Source organism: Pseudomonas sp. NPDC090201 (assembly GCF_044746825.1).
GTDB classification, from domain to species: domain Bacteria; phylum Pseudomonadota; class Gammaproteobacteria; order Pseudomonadales; family Pseudomonadaceae; genus Aquipseudomonas; species Aquipseudomonas putida_AD.
This window is the reverse complement of the sequence record NZ_JBIVCX010000012.1, coordinates 86,936-101,698: the sequence shown is the minus strand read 5'-3', so window position 1 is coordinate 101,698 and position 14,763 is coordinate 86,936. Positions and strand designations below refer to the sequence as shown.

The 14,763-nt window shown below is 62.8% G+C and carries 17 protein-coding genes; 9 read left to right on the top strand and 8 right to left on the bottom strand.

The features are described 5' to 3' along the window. Positions 1–163: 163 nt before the first annotated feature. The 3 genes from ACIPOO_RS23200 to ACIPOO_RS23190 all read left to right on the top strand — a co-directional run bounded on the left by ACIPOO_RS23200 (position 164) and on the right by ACIPOO_RS23190 (position 2,705). On the top strand, positions 164–607 hold the full coding sequence (locus tag ACIPOO_RS23200) for a DUF2867 domain-containing protein (protein WP_400610091.1): 444 nt from the start codon (positions 164–166) through the stop codon (positions 605–607). Between the two features lie 529 nt (positions 608–1,136). After that, the gene (locus ACIPOO_RS23195) at positions 1,137–1,316 is read left to right on the top strand and encodes a hypothetical protein (protein ID WP_274134501.1); all 180 of its coding nucleotides are present in this window, start codon (positions 1,137–1,139) and stop codon (positions 1,314–1,316) included. 174 nt (positions 1,317–1,490) lie between these two features. Continuing rightward, positions 1,491–2,705 carry an MFS transporter gene (locus ACIPOO_RS23190; RefSeq protein ID WP_400610089.1) on the top strand — a complete coding sequence of 405 codons (1,215 nt, stop codon included), beginning with the start codon at positions 1,491–1,493 and terminating at the stop codon, positions 2,703–2,705. Between the two features lie 100 nt (positions 2,706–2,805). Here the strand turns inward: ACIPOO_RS23190 and arfB are convergent, their stop codons facing one another. The 7 genes from arfB to ACIPOO_RS23155 form a co-directional block, all read right to left on the bottom strand. Beyond that, positions 2,806–3,219, bottom strand: coding sequence for an alternative ribosome rescue aminoacyl-tRNA hydrolase ArfB (arfB, locus tag ACIPOO_RS23185; RefSeq protein ID WP_400610087.1), 414 nt, complete (start codon positions 3,217–3,219; stop codon positions 2,806–2,808). A gap of 16 nt (positions 3,220–3,235) precedes the next feature. Continuing rightward, on the bottom strand, positions 3,236–4,660 hold the full coding sequence (locus ACIPOO_RS23180; RefSeq protein WP_400610085.1) for an amino acid permease: 1,425 nt from the start codon (positions 4,658–4,660) through the stop codon (positions 3,236–3,238). A 342-nt stretch (positions 4,661–5,002) separates the two neighbouring features. Then, positions 5,003–6,208 carry a 23S rRNA pseudouridine(2605) synthase RluB gene (gene rluB, locus ACIPOO_RS23175; protein ID WP_274134493.1) on the bottom strand — a complete coding sequence of 402 codons (1,206 nt, stop codon included), beginning with the start codon at positions 6,206–6,208 and terminating at the stop codon, positions 5,003–5,005. Between the two features lie 266 nt (positions 6,209–6,474). Next, entirely contained in the window at positions 6,475–7,233 is a 759-nt protein-coding gene (gene scpB, locus ACIPOO_RS23170; protein WP_400610083.1) for an SMC-Scp complex subunit ScpB, read from the bottom strand. Positions 7,234–7,249: 16 nt separating this feature from the next. After that, positions 7,250–7,948, bottom strand: coding sequence for a ScpA family protein (locus ACIPOO_RS23165; RefSeq protein ID WP_274134551.1), 699 nt, complete (start codon positions 7,946–7,948; stop codon positions 7,250–7,252). Positions 7,949–8,076: 128 nt separating this feature from the next. Beyond that, entirely contained in the window at positions 8,077–8,709 is a 633-nt protein-coding gene (locus ACIPOO_RS23160; protein ID WP_274134490.1) for an L-threonylcarbamoyladenylate synthase, read from the bottom strand. Between the two features lie 13 nt (positions 8,710–8,722). Further along, positions 8,723–9,583 carry a PHP domain-containing protein gene (locus ACIPOO_RS23155; protein ID WP_400610080.1) on the bottom strand — a complete coding sequence of 287 codons (861 nt, stop codon included), beginning with the start codon at positions 9,581–9,583 and terminating at the stop codon, positions 8,723–8,725. A gap of 65 nt (positions 9,584–9,648) precedes the next feature. Between ACIPOO_RS23155 and ACIPOO_RS23150 the strand changes: the two genes are divergently transcribed. The 6 genes from ACIPOO_RS23150 to ACIPOO_RS23125 all read left to right on the top strand — a co-directional run bounded on the left by ACIPOO_RS23150 (position 9,649) and on the right by ACIPOO_RS23125 (position 13,979). Beyond that, complete coding sequence (locus ACIPOO_RS23150; RefSeq protein WP_274134487.1) at positions 9,649–10,257, top strand: septation protein A; 609 nt, start codon at positions 9,649–9,651, stop codon at positions 10,255–10,257. A gap of 1 nt (position 10,258) precedes the next feature. Beyond that, positions 10,259–10,558 (top strand): YciI family protein, encoded by a 300-nt coding sequence (locus ACIPOO_RS23145; RefSeq protein WP_400610078.1) that lies wholly within the window; start codon positions 10,259–10,261, stop codon positions 10,556–10,558. 208 nt (positions 10,559–10,766) lie between these two features. Further along, a complete protein-coding gene (locus tag ACIPOO_RS23140) occupies positions 10,767–11,186 on the top strand; it encodes a translation initiation factor 2 (RefSeq protein WP_274134485.1) in 420 nt (139 codons plus the stop codon). Between the two features lie 7 nt (positions 11,187–11,193). Continuing rightward, positions 11,194–11,871 (top strand): response regulator transcription factor, encoded by a 678-nt coding sequence (locus ACIPOO_RS23135; protein WP_274134484.1) that lies wholly within the window; start codon positions 11,194–11,196, stop codon positions 11,869–11,871. 236 nt (positions 11,872–12,107) lie between these two features. Then, a complete protein-coding gene (locus ACIPOO_RS23130; RefSeq protein ID WP_274134483.1) occupies positions 12,108–12,542 on the top strand; it encodes a Spy/CpxP family protein refolding chaperone in 435 nt (144 codons plus the stop codon). 105 nt (positions 12,543–12,647) lie between these two features. After that, positions 12,648–13,979, top strand: coding sequence for a sensor histidine kinase (locus ACIPOO_RS23125; RefSeq protein WP_400610075.1), 1,332 nt, complete (start codon positions 12,648–12,650; stop codon positions 13,977–13,979). Positions 13,980–14,090: 111 nt separating this feature from the next. On the opposite strand, the gene ACIPOO_RS23120 is transcribed toward ACIPOO_RS23125, so the two are convergent. Continuing rightward, the gene (locus ACIPOO_RS23120) at positions 14,091–14,651 is read right to left on the bottom strand and encodes a nitroreductase family protein (RefSeq protein WP_400610073.1); all 561 of its coding nucleotides are present in this window, start codon (positions 14,649–14,651) and stop codon (positions 14,091–14,093) included. Between the last annotated feature and the right edge of the window lie 112 nt (positions 14,652–14,763).

Sequence of the window (14,763 nt, the reverse complement as noted above, 5' to 3'; positions counted from 1 at the left end):
TAACCTGCCGGCAAGCCGTGCGCCGCCCGCCCGGGCTGCTACAAGGCTGTTTGACACAAGGAGAGTCATCATCATGGAGGAAGCCGTCAGCTACGCTCGCGCTTCTCGCGCCACGGCCTCGCAACCCCCTCGGCAAAGTTCGCGGGGGAGTCTGTTTCCCCACGTGTACTACAGCGACTGCTTTGTACGCCGCTTCCAGGCTGCAAGGTTCACCGCGCCTCTGGCCGCCTATCTGGAAATGACCCGCGCAGCACCGACCTGGGTGATCCGCTTGCTGGCCGTTCGCGATGGCCTGGTTCGCTGGCTGGGCATGACGCCTACCCGAGGATTCAGCTCCCGCACCACGCCGCCTGCGGCGGTGTGCACTGGGGACGATCTCGACTTTTTTCGGGTCCTGTCGTCCGACGCCGACAAGCTGCTGCTGACTCTGGAAGACCGACACTTTGAGGTCACGATCGAGGTTCTGCTGATCTCGCAACCTCAGTCGCAAAGCGTCTACGTGTCATCGACGGTCAACCCCCATACGATGGTGGGCAAAGGCTATCTGCGGTTGATCGCTCCATTTCACCGGGCGGTGGTAAGGTCCCTGCTCAACAGAATCCCATGACCCCCTCTGTAGGAGCGCGCTTGCCCGCGACTGCGGTGTATCAGCCACAAATGCGAAACTGACACACCGCCATCGCGGGCAAGCGCGCTCCTACGGGGCTCGGTGGTGGCTGGTGGTTTTGGTTGTAGCCTCGCATCGCCACTACATGACCAACGGCCATCATTAAAAGTCAGTTTGTCATTTGATGTGCTGTATTCTCCCTGTGCGTTTTATGGACGCGCTGCCTGATCGGCAGCTCAGGGCGGTTTGCAAACACGCGCACAACGCAACCGGCGAACCGAACCAAGCAACTTGTGAGGAGCGACAGACGATGCATGAAATCCCAAACTTCCCCTTCCCAAGCCAAACCCAGCAAAGCGCAGCAGCCCGACAGGAACTCGGTCAGCCGATCGAGATGAAAGCCGGAGCGAAAGACGGTGATAGCAAGAAAGCCCAAGGCCAACGCTGAAGGCTAAGTTTTCAGCCCCTATGCAAGAGCGTCTGCAAGGCGTACTTCCATAAGGGCTGAATTGCTCCGATAATGGACCGCATGACCGAATTTACCGAAACACAAGCTCAGGCCCTGATCGGCACCGCCGAAAAGATGATCGAAATCTGGGCACGCCTGAGCCCCGAAAAACAGCAAGCCCTGCTGGCCCGCTTCGGCACCCAGGAAAACGCCCTCGCGGCCCTGGTCACCACGCAACTCCTGGCGCCCGCCGCCAAATAATCAGAACAATACGCCCCCGAACAAGGCCATTTCGTACAGGCCCGGTTCAACCTTCGGCTGCCACTGGCACGCCCGCCTCGTTATCATGTGGCATCGCCTGGCTTTCAAGCGTCTACGCTCCATCAGGTTTCTGCCCCGCTGTTTTTTCTCAAGTGCAATCGTGGATTGATGCTCATGTCAGACGCTTCGAGCGCCGCAACACAACGCCCTATCGCCGTCACCTTGCAGGTCGTTTCCATCGTCCTGTTCACCTTCATCGGCTACCTCAACATCGGCATCCCGTTGGCGGTCTTGCCTGGCTACGTCCACACGGACCTGGGTTTTGGCGCCGTGACGGCGGGGCTGGTCATCAGCGTGCAATACCTGGCCACTCTGCTCAGCCGTCCGTACGCCGGGCGTATCATCGATAACCGCGGGCCGAAAAAGGCCGTGATCATCGGCCTGTTCGGCTGTGGTCTGAGCGGCGTGTTCATGTTGCTCGCGGGATGGCTCGATGCCTGGCCGATGGTCAGCCTGATCAGCCTGTTCGTTGGCCGGCTGGTGCTGGGCAGTGCGGAAAGCCTGGTGGGCTCCGGCTCCATCGGCTGGGGCATCGGCCGCGTCGGTGCTGCGAACACCGCCAAGGTCATCTCCTGGAACGGCATCGCCAGCTACGGCGCGCTGGCCATCGGCGCCCCCGTCGGCGTGTTGCTGGTCAAGAGCCTGGGCTTGTGGGCCATGGGCGTGAGCATCATCCTGCTGGCCGCGCTGGGCATTGCCCTGGCCTGGAAGAAAACTCCGGCGCCCATCGTGCACGGCGAACGCATGCCGTTCCTGCATGTGCTGGGCCGTGTGCTGCCCCATGGCACCGGCCTTGCGCTGGGTTCCATCGGCTTCGGCACCATCGCGACCTTCATCACCCTGTACTACGCCAGCCACACCTGGCCCAACGCCGTGTTGTGCCTGAGCCTGTTCGGCGCCTGCTTCATCGGCGCGCGTTTGCTGTTTGGCAACATGATCAACCGCCTCGGCGGTTTTCGGGTGGCGATTGCCTGTCTCTCGGTTGAAACACTGGGCTTGCTGTTGCTGTGGCTGGCACCGAACCCGAATCTTGCGCTGGCCGGTGCGGCGCTGACCGGTTTCGGCTTCTCGCTGGTGTTCCCGGCGCTGGGGGTCGAGGCGGTGAATCTGGTGCCTGCGTCCAGCCGTGGCGCGGCGGTGGGGGCTTATTCGTTGTTCATTGATCTGTCGCTGGGGATCACCGGGCCGGTGGCGGGCGCCGTGGCGTCGGGCTTTGGCTTCGCGTCGATCTTTCTGTTCGCGGCCTTGGCGTCGTTGGGTGGGCTGGGGTTGAGTGTGTACCTGTACAAGCAGGCACAGGTGATGCGAGAGCAGAAAACCGCCTCGTAGCAGCGCGGCTTGCCGGCGGGAGCGGCGTGTCTGTGACGAATGCGCCGTCTGACACACCGCTCCCGCCGGCAAGCCGTGCTGCTACGAGAGCGTAGTTGTATTAGAAATCTATCTTTCCGCGCCCTGCCTTGATCGACCCGCGCTTGGACTTGGCTTCCAGTCTGCGGGCCTTCGAGCCCAGGGTCGGCTTGGTCGGGCGGCGTTTTTTCTCGACCTTTGCCGCGCTGACAATCAACTCGCTCAAACGCAACAACGCATCGGCGCGGTTCTGCTCCTGGGTGCGGTATTGCTGCGCCTTGATGATGATCACGCCATCGCTGGTGATGCGGCTGTCACTGAGCGCCAACAGCCGTTCCTTGTAGAACGGCGGCAGTGACGAGGCGTTGATATCAAAGCGCAGGTGCACCGCGCTGGACACCTTGTTGACGTTCTGCCCGCCCGCGCCCTGGGCGCGAATGGCGGTCAGCTCGACTTCGCTGTCAGGCAGGTGCACGTTGTTGGAGATGATGAGCATCAGGCCCCTTCGGTGCTTACTTGATGATCGATGTGCGCTGGGCCATCGATTCGCCGTCGCTGTGGCGCTTGTTCTTGATGACGTAGAACACCCACATCACCACCAGCCACACCGGGATAGCGTACACCGACACCTGAATGCCCGGAATCATCAGCATGATCCCCAGTATCAGCACCACGAACGCCAGGCACAGGTAGTTGCCATACGGATACCAGAGCGCCTTGAACAGCGGCTGCAGGCCCTTGCGCGCCATGTGCTGGCGGAACTTGAGGTGCGAGTAGCTGATCATCGCCCAGTTGATGACCAGCGTCGCGACCACCAGCGACATCAGCAACTCCAGCGCATTCTGCGGGATCAGGTAGTTGAGCAGCACGGCGATCAGCGTCACCGCCGCCGACACCAGAATCGCCCGCACCGGCACCCCACGGCCATCGACCCGCGCCAGGGACCGGGGCGCATCGCCCTGCTCGGCCATGCCGAAGAGCATCCGCGCATTGCAGTAGGTGCCACTGTTGTACACCGACAATGCCGCGGTCAGGACCACGAAGTTGAGAATGTGCGCGGCGGTGTTGCTGCCCAGCATCGAGAACACGTGAACGAACGGGCTGCCGCTGTAGGCATCGCCTGACGCGTTCAGGTCAACCAGCAGCGCATTCCATGGGGTCAGCGACAGCAGCACCACCAGCGAGCCGATGTAGAAAATCAGGATCCGGTAGATCACCTGATTGATCGCCTTGGGGATCACGGTCTTGGGCTGGTCGGCTTCGGCGGCTGTAAAGCCGAGCATTTCCAGGCCGCCAAAGGAGAACATGATGAACGCCAGCGCCATCACCAGGCCGCTCACGCCATTGGGGAAGAAGCCGCCGTGTTCCCACAGGTTGCTGACCGACGCCTGCGGGCCGCCGCTGCCGCTGACCAGCATGTAGCTGCCCAGGGCGATCATGCCCAGGATGGCCACGACCTTGATGATCGCGAACCAGAACTCGGCCTCGCCGAACACCTTGACGTTGGCCAGGTTGATCACGTTGATCATCACGAAGAAGACTGCGGCCGAGGCCCACGACGGGATCTCCGGCCACCAGTACTGCACATATTTGCCGACGGCGGTCAGTTCCGACATGCCGACCAGGATGTACAGCACCCAGCAGTTCCAGCCCGACAGAAAGCCTGCGAAACCACCCCAGTATTTGTGTGCAAAATGGCTGAAGGACCCGGCCACCGGCTCTTCGACGATCATTTCGCCCAACTGGCGCATGATCATGAAGGCGATGAAGCCACACAGGGCATAGCCAAGGATCATCGACGGACCCGCCGATTTGAGCACGCCCGCCGATCCCAGGAACAAGCCTGTGCCGATGGCGCCGCCCAGGGCGATCAGCTGGATGTGGCGGTTTTTGAGACCACGCTTCAAGTCACCTGAATGGGACATGTGTTCACTCATTGCAAAGTCACCTTATTGTTCTTGTCTGCGACGGAATCGAACCCGACACGCTCATGACGTGGCGGAATGAAACGGGATGGGTAAATCCCGAGTGGTTTGGCGTCCATACGCCGAAGCTGCACAGAAAAAACGCGGCGCATTGTACACCTCTGCGCCGAAAGCTCGCCGCCAAAAACTGCCGGGATGAAGATCTGGCGCTTGTCCGTAGCAGTCCGGCTTGCCGGCGATGGCGTATTTGCGGCCGCCGCCGGCAAGCCGGACTGCTACGGGGTGATTGCGCTCGAAACCTGCAAAAAAAAACGCCAGTCACGGGGACTGGCGTTTGTTCACATCAAGCCAGGATCACTCAGGCTTGCGACGACCGAAGCCCGGGCGCTGGCCCGAACCTGCCGGGGCGCCGCGACGCTTGCCCGACGGGGTCTTGTCGTCGTCCACCAGCTTGATGCCAGGACGGGTGGTCTTGGGCTTGGCCGGGCGCTTGTTCATCTCGCTCGGACGCTCGGCCACTGGCGTGCCACGGCTGCTGTCGCTACGACCGCCGGCCGCTGGACGCGGTGTGCGGGCCGGGCGGCTGCCGTCGGCGGGCTTGCGTGCAGGGCGCTCGCCATCGGCCAGGCGCGGCTCGCGGGCCGGACGCTCGGCAGGTACGGCATCCTTGGCCGGACGCAACTGACGCACGCGCTCGCCCTTGCCCAGCGGACGGGAAGACTGGCGCTGCAGGCGTGCCAGCTTGTCCTTGGTCTTGGCGTTCATCTGCGGCATGGCGACCGGCGTCAGGCCGACTTCGGCGCTGAGGATGTCGACTTCCTGCTGGCTCATTTCGCGCCAGCGACCCATCGGCAGGTCGGAGTTGAGGAACACCGGACCGAAACGCACGCGCTTCAGACGGCTCACCACCAGCCCCTGGGATTCCCACAGGCGACGGACTTCGCGGTTGCGACCTTCCATCACCACGCAGTGGTACCAATGGTTGAAGCCTTCGCCGCCCGGTGCTTGCTGGATGTCGGTGAAACGCGCCGGACCGTCTTCCAGGATCACGCCGTTCTTCAGACGCAGCAGCATGTCGTCGTCGACTTCGCCACGCACGCGCACGGCGTATTCGCGGTCCATCTCGAACGATGGGTGCATCAGGCGGTTGGCCAGCTCACCGTCGGTGGTGAACATCAGAAGACCGGTGGTGTTGATGTCCAGGCGGCCGATGTTGATCCAGCGGCCCTCTTTCGGGCGCGGCAGGCGGTCGAACACGGTCGGACGGCCTTCCGGGTCGTCACGGGTGCAGATTTCGCCGTCTGGCTTGTTGTACATGATGACGCGGCGGACCGTTTCGGCCGCTTCTTCGCGCTTGATGACGCGACCATCGACGCTGATCGCGTCGTGCAGGTCGACGCGCTGACCCAGGCTTGCCTGTACGCCGTTGACCTTGATCCGGCCTTCGCCGATCCAGGCCTCGACGTCACGGCGCGAGCCGACGCCAATACGCGCCAGCACCTTTTGCAGTTTCTCGCCTGCTGGGCCGATCTCTTTGTCCTGCTTGTCTTGTTCACTCATCTGGGCACCTCCCGGTGTGTCGAATCTGAAGTGTCTGGCGAACGGGATCGCCAAAAGGCCGCGCATCATACGCGGATGGCGCCGGTTGCGCATCAGAGACTAGATGAAAACCGTCGGATCGTGGGGATTTCTTGCCTAAGCAACGACACCAGCCTCGTAGGAGCGCGCTTGCCCGCGATAGCGTCGGGTCAGACGAAAGGTGTGTCACAGGTAGACTGCGGTCGCGGGCAAGCGCGCTCCTACAGGGTAGGCGGCGAATTTCGACGTTACTGCGTCTCCTGATCATCCTCATCCACCAGCAAATCATCAAAATCGGTCTTGAGGCCCTGCTCCATCGTGTCCAGTTCGGCCAGCAGGCTGCGGAAGCTGGTTTCGTCCCGGGGCGCTTCGGGCTCCTGGGATTCGCCGTCCTCGGCCAGCGCCGCATCGGCCAGCGCCTGCAGATGCGCGGGAACGGGGGCGTCGTCGAAATCCAGCACCGGCTCGGCTTCCATCTCCCGAAGGTCGGCCAGGGGTGGCAGTTCGTCCAGGCTTTTCAGGTTGAAGTGATCGAGAAACGCCTTGGTGGTGGCGAACATCGCAGGTTTGCCGGGCACGTCCCGATAGCCCACGATGCGAATCCACTCGCGCTCCATCAGCGTCTTGACGATATTGCTGTTCACCGCAACGCCGCGCACGTCCTCGATCTCGCCCCGGGTAATCGGCTGGCGGTAGGCGATCAGCGCCATGGTTTCGAGCAAGGCGCGGGAATAACGCTGGGGGCGCTCCTCCCACAGGCGGCCGACCCAGGGCGCGAATTTTTCGCGGATCTGCAGGCGGTACCCCGACGCCACCTCTTTCAACTCGAACGCGCGGTTGTCACAGGACTTGCCCAGCAGCGTCAGGGCTTTCTTGAAGACCGCAGGCGCCGGGCGCTCGGCCTCCTCGAACAGCTCGTAAAGGCGCTCCAGCGATTGCGGTTTACCGGAGGCCAGCAGGAAGGCTTCGAGCAGCGAGGCAAGGTCACGGGGGTCGTTGAGGTTCATCGATCAGTCTTGCTCTTTATTCGGCTCGGGCGCGCACATGAATGACAGCGAAGGGTTCGTTCTGCACCAGTTCCACCAGTTGCTCCTTGACCAGCTCCAGCACGGCCATGAAGGTCACCACCACACCCAGGCGCCCCTCCTCTGCCGTGAACAGCTCGGCGAAGGGGACGAAGCCTGCACCTTTCAAGCGCTCCAGCACATCGCTCATGCGCTCGCGGGTGGACAGGGTTTCGCGGCTGATCTGGTGGCTTTCGAACATATCGCCACGGCGCAGCACCTCGGCCATGGACACCAGCAGTTCTTCCAGGGCAACGTCTGGCAACAACTTGCGCGCCCGTGCCTCCGGGGCGTCGAGCCTGGGCACCACGACGTCACGGCCCACGCGACTCAGGGTGTCGATGCCCTCGGCGGCGGCCTTGAAGCGCTCGTACTCCTGCAGGCGGCGAATCAGCTCGGCCCGTGGGTCATCCTCTTCGGCTTCGGCGGCTTCCGAACGCGGCAGCAGCATGCGCGACTTGATCTCGGCAAGCATTGCTGCCATGACCAGGTACTCGGCGGCCAGCTCCAGGCGCACGGTCTTCATCAGCTCGACGTAGCCCATGTACTGGCGAGTGATCTCCGCCACCGGGATGTCGAGGATGTTGATGTTCTGTTTGCGAATCAGGTACAGCAGCAGGTCGAGCGGGCCTTCGAAGGCTTCGAGAAAGACCTCCAGCGCGTCCGGAGGAATGTACAGGTCCAGCGGCATCTGCGTGACGGCCTGGCCGTAGACCATGGCAAACGGCAATTCCTGCTGGGCATCGGCCTGGGGATCCAGCGCCGGCTCTTGCAACTGCGCCTCGGTCACTCGACTTCAACCCCGAACGGCGTCGGGTCGCCGCAACCGACGCGTACCACCTGGGGCTCGCCTTCGGACAGGTTGATGACCGTGGAGGCGGAAACCCCGCCGTGACCTGCGTCGATGATCAGGTCAACCTGATGTTCGAGCACTTCGCGCATTTCAAACGGGTCGCTCATCGGCAGGGTTTCGCCGGGCATGATCAGGCTTACGCTCATCAGCGGCTCGCCCAGTTCCTGCAACAGCGCCTGGGCCACCGGGTGACGCGGGACCCGCAGGCCGATGGTGCGGCGCTTGGGGTGCAGCACCAGGCGCGGCACTTCCCGCGTGGCGTTGAGAATGAAGGTGTAGGGCCCCGGCGTGTGGGCCTTGAGCTCGCGAAAGGCGGCTGTGTCGACCTTGGCGAACAGGCCCAGTTGCGACAGGTCGCAGCACATCAGGGTGAAATTGTGCTTGTCGTCGAGCTGGCGCAGACGGCGGATGCGCTCTACGGCGCTTTTGTCGCCCATCTGGCAACCCAGCGCGTAGGACGAATCAGTGGGGTACACCACAAGGCCCCCGCGCTTGATGATGTCCACGGCCTGCTTGATCAGACGCGCCTGCGGGTTCTCCGGGTGGACCTGGAAAAATTGACTCACGGTATCTTCCTGTTCAGACGGCAGTAGGCTGGTCATGTTTGAACCGACGCCACAAGGGCGGCAGATCCTCCGGTAAGGGACGGTAGACGCCGATCTCGGACCAGGCGCCTGGGGCATGAAAATCGCTGCCGGCAGTCACCAGCAGACCGAACTCTCGGGCCAGAATGGCGAGGCTGCCCACCTGGTCGGCAGGTTGCAGGCCGTTGACCACCTCGATCGCCTGGCCTCCGGCGGCAAGGAACTCGGACACCAGCCTGCGGCGTTTGCTGCGAGTGAAATCATAATGCCAGGGGTGCGCCAGGCTGACCCAGGCCCCGGCGCAGCGCAGCGTGGCGACGGTGTCTTCGAGGGTCGGCCAGTGCTGCTTGACGTCGCCCAGCTTGCCCGCGCCCAGCCATTTGCGAAAGGCTTCGGCACGATCCTTGACGAAACCTTCATTGACCAGAAAGTCGGCGAAGTGCGGCCGCGCCGGCGCATTGCCGCTGTCGCCGAGGGTCATCTGGACCGCTCGGGCACCTTCCAGCGCCCCGGGCATACCTTTCATCGCCAATTTGCGACTGATTTCTTCGGCGCGCAACCAGCGCCCGGTGTGCAATTGCTCAATGGCATCGAGCAACGGCCTTGCATCGACATCAAAACCGTAGCCCAGAATATGGATGGTGGCACCACCCCAGGTGCAGGACAGCTCGATGCCGTTGATCAGCTGCATGTCCAGCGCAAGCGCCGCCGTGCGGGCTTCTTCGAGGCCTTCGATGGTGTCGTGATCGGTCAGCGCCAGCACCCGGACGCCGTTTTCATGGGCGCGCGCGACGAGTGCCGCGGGCGCCAGGGCGCCATCGGAAGCAGTACTGTGACAATGCAGATCGACATTCATGGGGGCGCTTTCGCAGTCATTGATGTTTGTTATTATGCCGTCACATCCAGCTTCTGGCTCTTACTGTGAAACAATTCATCGACTTCATCCCGCTTATCCTGTTTTTCATCGTCTATAAAATCAGCCCCCAAGCCGTCGACATCATGGGCCACAGCTTCATGGTAGGCGGGATTTTCAGCGCCACCGCGATGCTGATCGCCAGTTCTATCGTGGTGTACGGCATTCTTTACGTGCGTCAGGGCAAACTGGAAAAAAGCCAGTGGCTCACCCTCGCCGCCTGCCTGGTCTTCGGTAGCCTGACCCTGGCCTTCCACAGTGAAACATTCCTCAAATGGAAAGCCCCGGTGGTCAACTGGGTGTTCGCCCTGATCTTCGCCGGCAGCCACTTCATCGGCGACCGCCTGCTGATCCAGCGCATCATGGGCCACGCGCTGACGTTGCCCCAGGCCATCTGGGTCAAACTGAACATCGCCTGGATCGTGTTCTTCCTGTTCTGCGGCGCCGCCAACCTCTATGTGGCTTTCACCTACCAGGACTTCTGGGTTGACTTCAAAGTCTTCGGCAGCCTGGGCATGACCCTGATTTTCCTGATTGGCCAGGGTATTTTCCTCGCCCGTCACATGCACGATGCCGACGCATCGACGCAGCCTTCCACCAAAAAGACCGAGGACTGAAATGCTCTACGCAATCGTGGCAACAGACGTCGCCAACTCGCTGGAAAAGCGCCTGGCCGCCCGCCCTGCGCACCTTGAGCGCCTGACCGCGCTGAAAAACGAAGGCCGCATCGTGCTGGCCGGCCCGATGCCTGCCGTGGACAGCAATGACCCGGGTGCTGCGGGCTTCACCGGCAGCCTGATCGTGGCCGAGTTCGAATCCCTGAGCGCGGCTCAGTCCTGGGCCGACGCCGATCCGTACATCGCTGCGGGTGTGTACGATCACGTGGTGGTCAAGCCGTTCAAGCAAGTGCTGCCGTAAGCCACTCTGTGGGAGCGGGCTTGCCCGCGAAGAGGGATGATCCGGCAATGCGATGTTGTCTGGACCGCCGCCTTCGCGGGCAAGCCCGCTCCCACAGTTCGTTATTGATTCAGGATCATCGATCCCCCCGGCATTGCCTCCCCCACCGCTCATCATTCGCACCCACCTGCCGATATCCTGCCAAGACCAACAATAGTCAGGAGTCCAGATGCGTCCACGTCCGTGGTGTCTGCTGGCGGCCGCGCTCGCCGTCTCAGCGATGAGTCTCAACGTTCAAGCCGAAGAAACCGCTGACACCGTCAGCCATGCGTTGCCGCTGCCCAGCACGGCCACCCAGTTGACCGAGTTGCGCCAGCGCCTGGCCGAAAGCGAGAAACAACGCGAAGAATTGACCCGCAAGCTGCAGAATGCCGACGCCGAGCGCGAAAGTATTCAGCTTGGGCGCCTGCGCCAGGAGAACCAAAGGCTTAAACTGCAGCTCAAAGAAGTACAATCGGCGATGCCTGCGCGCATGCTGACCGAGCAACAACAATGGTTCGTCACAGGGGGCGGCGTTGCAATGGTGGCCCTGCTGTGCGGTATCTTTGCCAGCGGCTGGCGTAGACAGCGTCGGCAATGGCTAAATTGAGTGAGTCATGAGCGAGCTGTTACTTATTGATGATGACCAGGAGCTGTGCGAGCTCCTGAGCAGTTGGTTGAGCCAGGAAGGCTTTCAGGTGCGGGCCTGCCACGATGGCATGAGTGCTCGCAAGGCGCTGGCCGATGCAGCGCCTGCAGCCGTGGTGCTGGACGTGATGCTGCCCGACGGCAGCGGTCTGGAGCTGCTCAAGCAATTGCGCACCGACCACCCTGACCTGCCCGTGCTGATGCTCTCGGCCCGCGGCGAACCCCTCGACCGTATCCTGGGCCTTGAGCTCGGCGCCGACGATTACCTGGCCAAGCCCTGCGATCCCCGGGAGCTGACCGCCCGCCTGCGCGCGGTGCTGCGCCGCAGCCACCCGACCGCCGTGTCCAGCCAGATCGAGCTGGGCGACCTGTGCTTCAGCCCGGCCCGTGGCGTGGTGACCATCGACGAGCAGGAATTCACCCTGACCGTGTCCGAAGCGCGCCTGCTCGAAGCCCTGCTCGGCCAGCCCGGCGAGCCGCTGGACAAACAGGAACTGGCGCAACTGGCGCTGGGGCGCAAGCTGACCCTGTACGACCGCAGCCTGGACATGCATGTGAGCAACCTGCGCAAGAAGATCGGCCCCCACGCCGACGGCCGCCCGCGGATCGTGGCGCTGCGTAGCCGTGGTTACTACTACGCTCCCTAGCACCACAATCCTGTAGGAGCGCGCTTGCCCGCGACCGCATGCTGTCCGAGACGGATGTGCCGTCTGATACTCAGCGGTCGCGGGCAAGCGCGCTCCTACACGAAAGCAGCCTTGTGTCAGGTCAGTTCAAAACCCTCTTTACCCAAGCTTTACCCACGCCTGACCTCGCTTGACCTTGATCTCCATAAACTGGCCACAACCGGCACAGAGCCGGATTCGAGACAAGGAGATTCACCATGCGTAAGACTCTGATGGCTTTGATGTTCGCTGCTGCTCTGCCTACCGTTGCGATGGCCATGCCACCGGAAGGCGGTCACATGGGCGGTCCTGGCTTCGACGGCCCTGGCATGCATCATCACAAGGGCCCGTTCGACAAACTGAACCTGACCCCTGAGCAGCACCAGAAAATCGGCAAACTGATGGGCGATCAATGGCGCGGCCGTTCCGAGATCACCCAGAAATACCTGGCCAAGCTCTCGCCAGCCGACCAGAAGGCGATGAAGGATGAAATGGAGGCCAGCCGGGCTAAAACCCAGACTGACATCCGCGCCATGCTGACCCCGGATCAGCAGAAGACCTTCGACCAGATGCAGAAGGATCGCGAGCAACGCCGTGCCGACCGCGCCGAATTCGAGGCCTGGAAAGCACAGAAAGCGACCAAGACCCAGTAACCCGCAGCTGACGCGGCGTTACACTCCCCAACCCGACACGACCCCAAGCGTGTCGGGTTTTTCCAATTCAAGGGCCGCCGTCCGGGGCCCATACGAGGGCCTCACGTGCGTTCATTGTTCTGGCGAATCCTGGCGAGCTTCTGGCTCGCAATCGCGTTGGTGGCAGGTCTGTCGATCCTGCTTGGGCACATGCTCAATCAGGACGCCTGGATCCTCAGCCGCCACCCCGGCCTGCACAAGCTGCCGGAGAAATGGACGCAACTGTACGAAGAAAAAGGCCAGGACGCGGCCCAGGACTTCCTCCAGGACCTCAAGCGCAAGTACCACTTTGACGTCCAGGTGCTCAACGACAGCGGCGAGGCGGTGGTGCCCGGTACCTTCCCGATGCGCGCCGCTGCCTTCGAGGCCCGTCAGCAGAAAGACGACCAGCGCCCCCTGCCCTGGCGCCGGCTGACAGCGGAATACACCAGCGAAAAAAGCGGCGAGACCTACCTGCTGATCTATCGCATCCCGCACCCGGAACTGGACGCCTGGCACCGTCAGAGCCTGATGTGGCCGCTCAGCGCGCTGGGCATCGCGCTGGTGGTGCTGACCCTGTTCAGCCTCCTGGTGACCTTCTCGATCACCCGCCCCCTTAGCCGCCTGCGCGGCGCGGTGCATGACCTGGGACAGACCACCTATCAACAGAACAGCCTGGCGCAACTGGCCAACCGGCGGGATGAATTCGGCGTGCTGGCCCACGATTTCAACCGCATGGGCGCGCGCCTGCAAAGCCTGATCACCAGCCAGCGCCAGTTGCTGCGTGACGTGTCCCACGAGTTGCGCTCGCCACTGGCGCGGCTGCGCATCGCCCTGGCACTGGCCGAGCGCGCGGAACCAGCCGAGCGGGAAAAACTCTGGCCGCGCCTGACCCGCGAATGCGACCGTCTGGAAGAGTTGATCAGTGAAATCCTGGCATTGGCCCGGCTGGACGCCGACATGGGCAGCGCCGCGCCGGTGGACCTGCCGGGGCTGCTCGAACACCTGAAGGCCGAAACCGAGCTGAGCAGCACAGAGCAGACGGTGGCGGTGCACACCGAGCCCGGCGTTAGCCTGTCAGGCTGGCCGAATGTACTTGAGCGCGCCCTGGATAACCTGCTGCGCAACGCCCTGCGCTTCAACCCGGCGGGCCGGCCCATCGAATTGACCGCCAGCATGATCGACGACGCGTTGCACATCAGCGTGCGCGATCACGGTCCGGGCGTCAGCGCAGAAAACCTGGCGCAACTGGGCGAACCCTTCTACCGCGCCCCCAACCAGACCGCGCCGGGTTACGGCCTGGGCCTGGCGATTGCCAAGCGCGCGGCGGAGAAACACGGCGGCAACCTGGTGTTCGAGAATCACCCGCAGGGCGGGTTTGTGGCGAGTATCGTCGTCCCGAACGAAACCAAGGCATAACCCTGTAGGAGCGCGCTTGCCCGCGACTGCTGTGTGTCAGAGAGCACATTCGGCACAGACAGACCGCGGTCGCGGGCAAGCGCGCTCCTACAAAAGCGGGCGGCGGCTTCCTTAGCCCTGCCACTCGCTGACGAAATCAGCCACGTCAGCCTTTGGCGCCTCGCGCGGCGGATTCAGCGGGGTGCCCAGGTACAGGAAGGCAACCACTTCCTCTTCGGCCGACAACCCCAGCCCCTTGGCCACCTGCGGCGAGTACGCCAGGTCGCCGGTGCGCCACACCGCGCCCACGCCCATCGAGTACGCCGCCAGCAACACCCCATGAGCCGCGCAGCCTGCGGTGATGACCTGCTCTTTCTTCGGCACCTTGTAGTGATCCTGCAAACGGGCGATCACTACCACAACAAGCGGTGCGCGCAGCGGGCCCGAGCGGGCTTTCTCCAGCGCCTTCTCGTCCGCCTCGCCGCCCTTGTCGATCAGCGCCTGGGCCAGCAACTCGCCCATGCGGTTGCGCGCCTCGCCTTCCACGGTCAGGAAGCGGTAGGGCTTGAGCCCGCCATGGTCCGGCGCGCGCAGGGCAGCGCTGAACAGCGCTTCACGCTGGGCGGCGTCCGGGGCAGGTTCGATCAGCCGGGGAACTGACACGCGATTGAGCAAAAGGTCGAGCGCTTGCATAAGTCGTCTCCTGAAAATGATGGGGCATTGTAGTGCCGCAAATGCATTCTTGAACTTCAATAACGAATGACAGTGGCATTTACTTACACGACTCTGGGAAATGCCTTCGGTT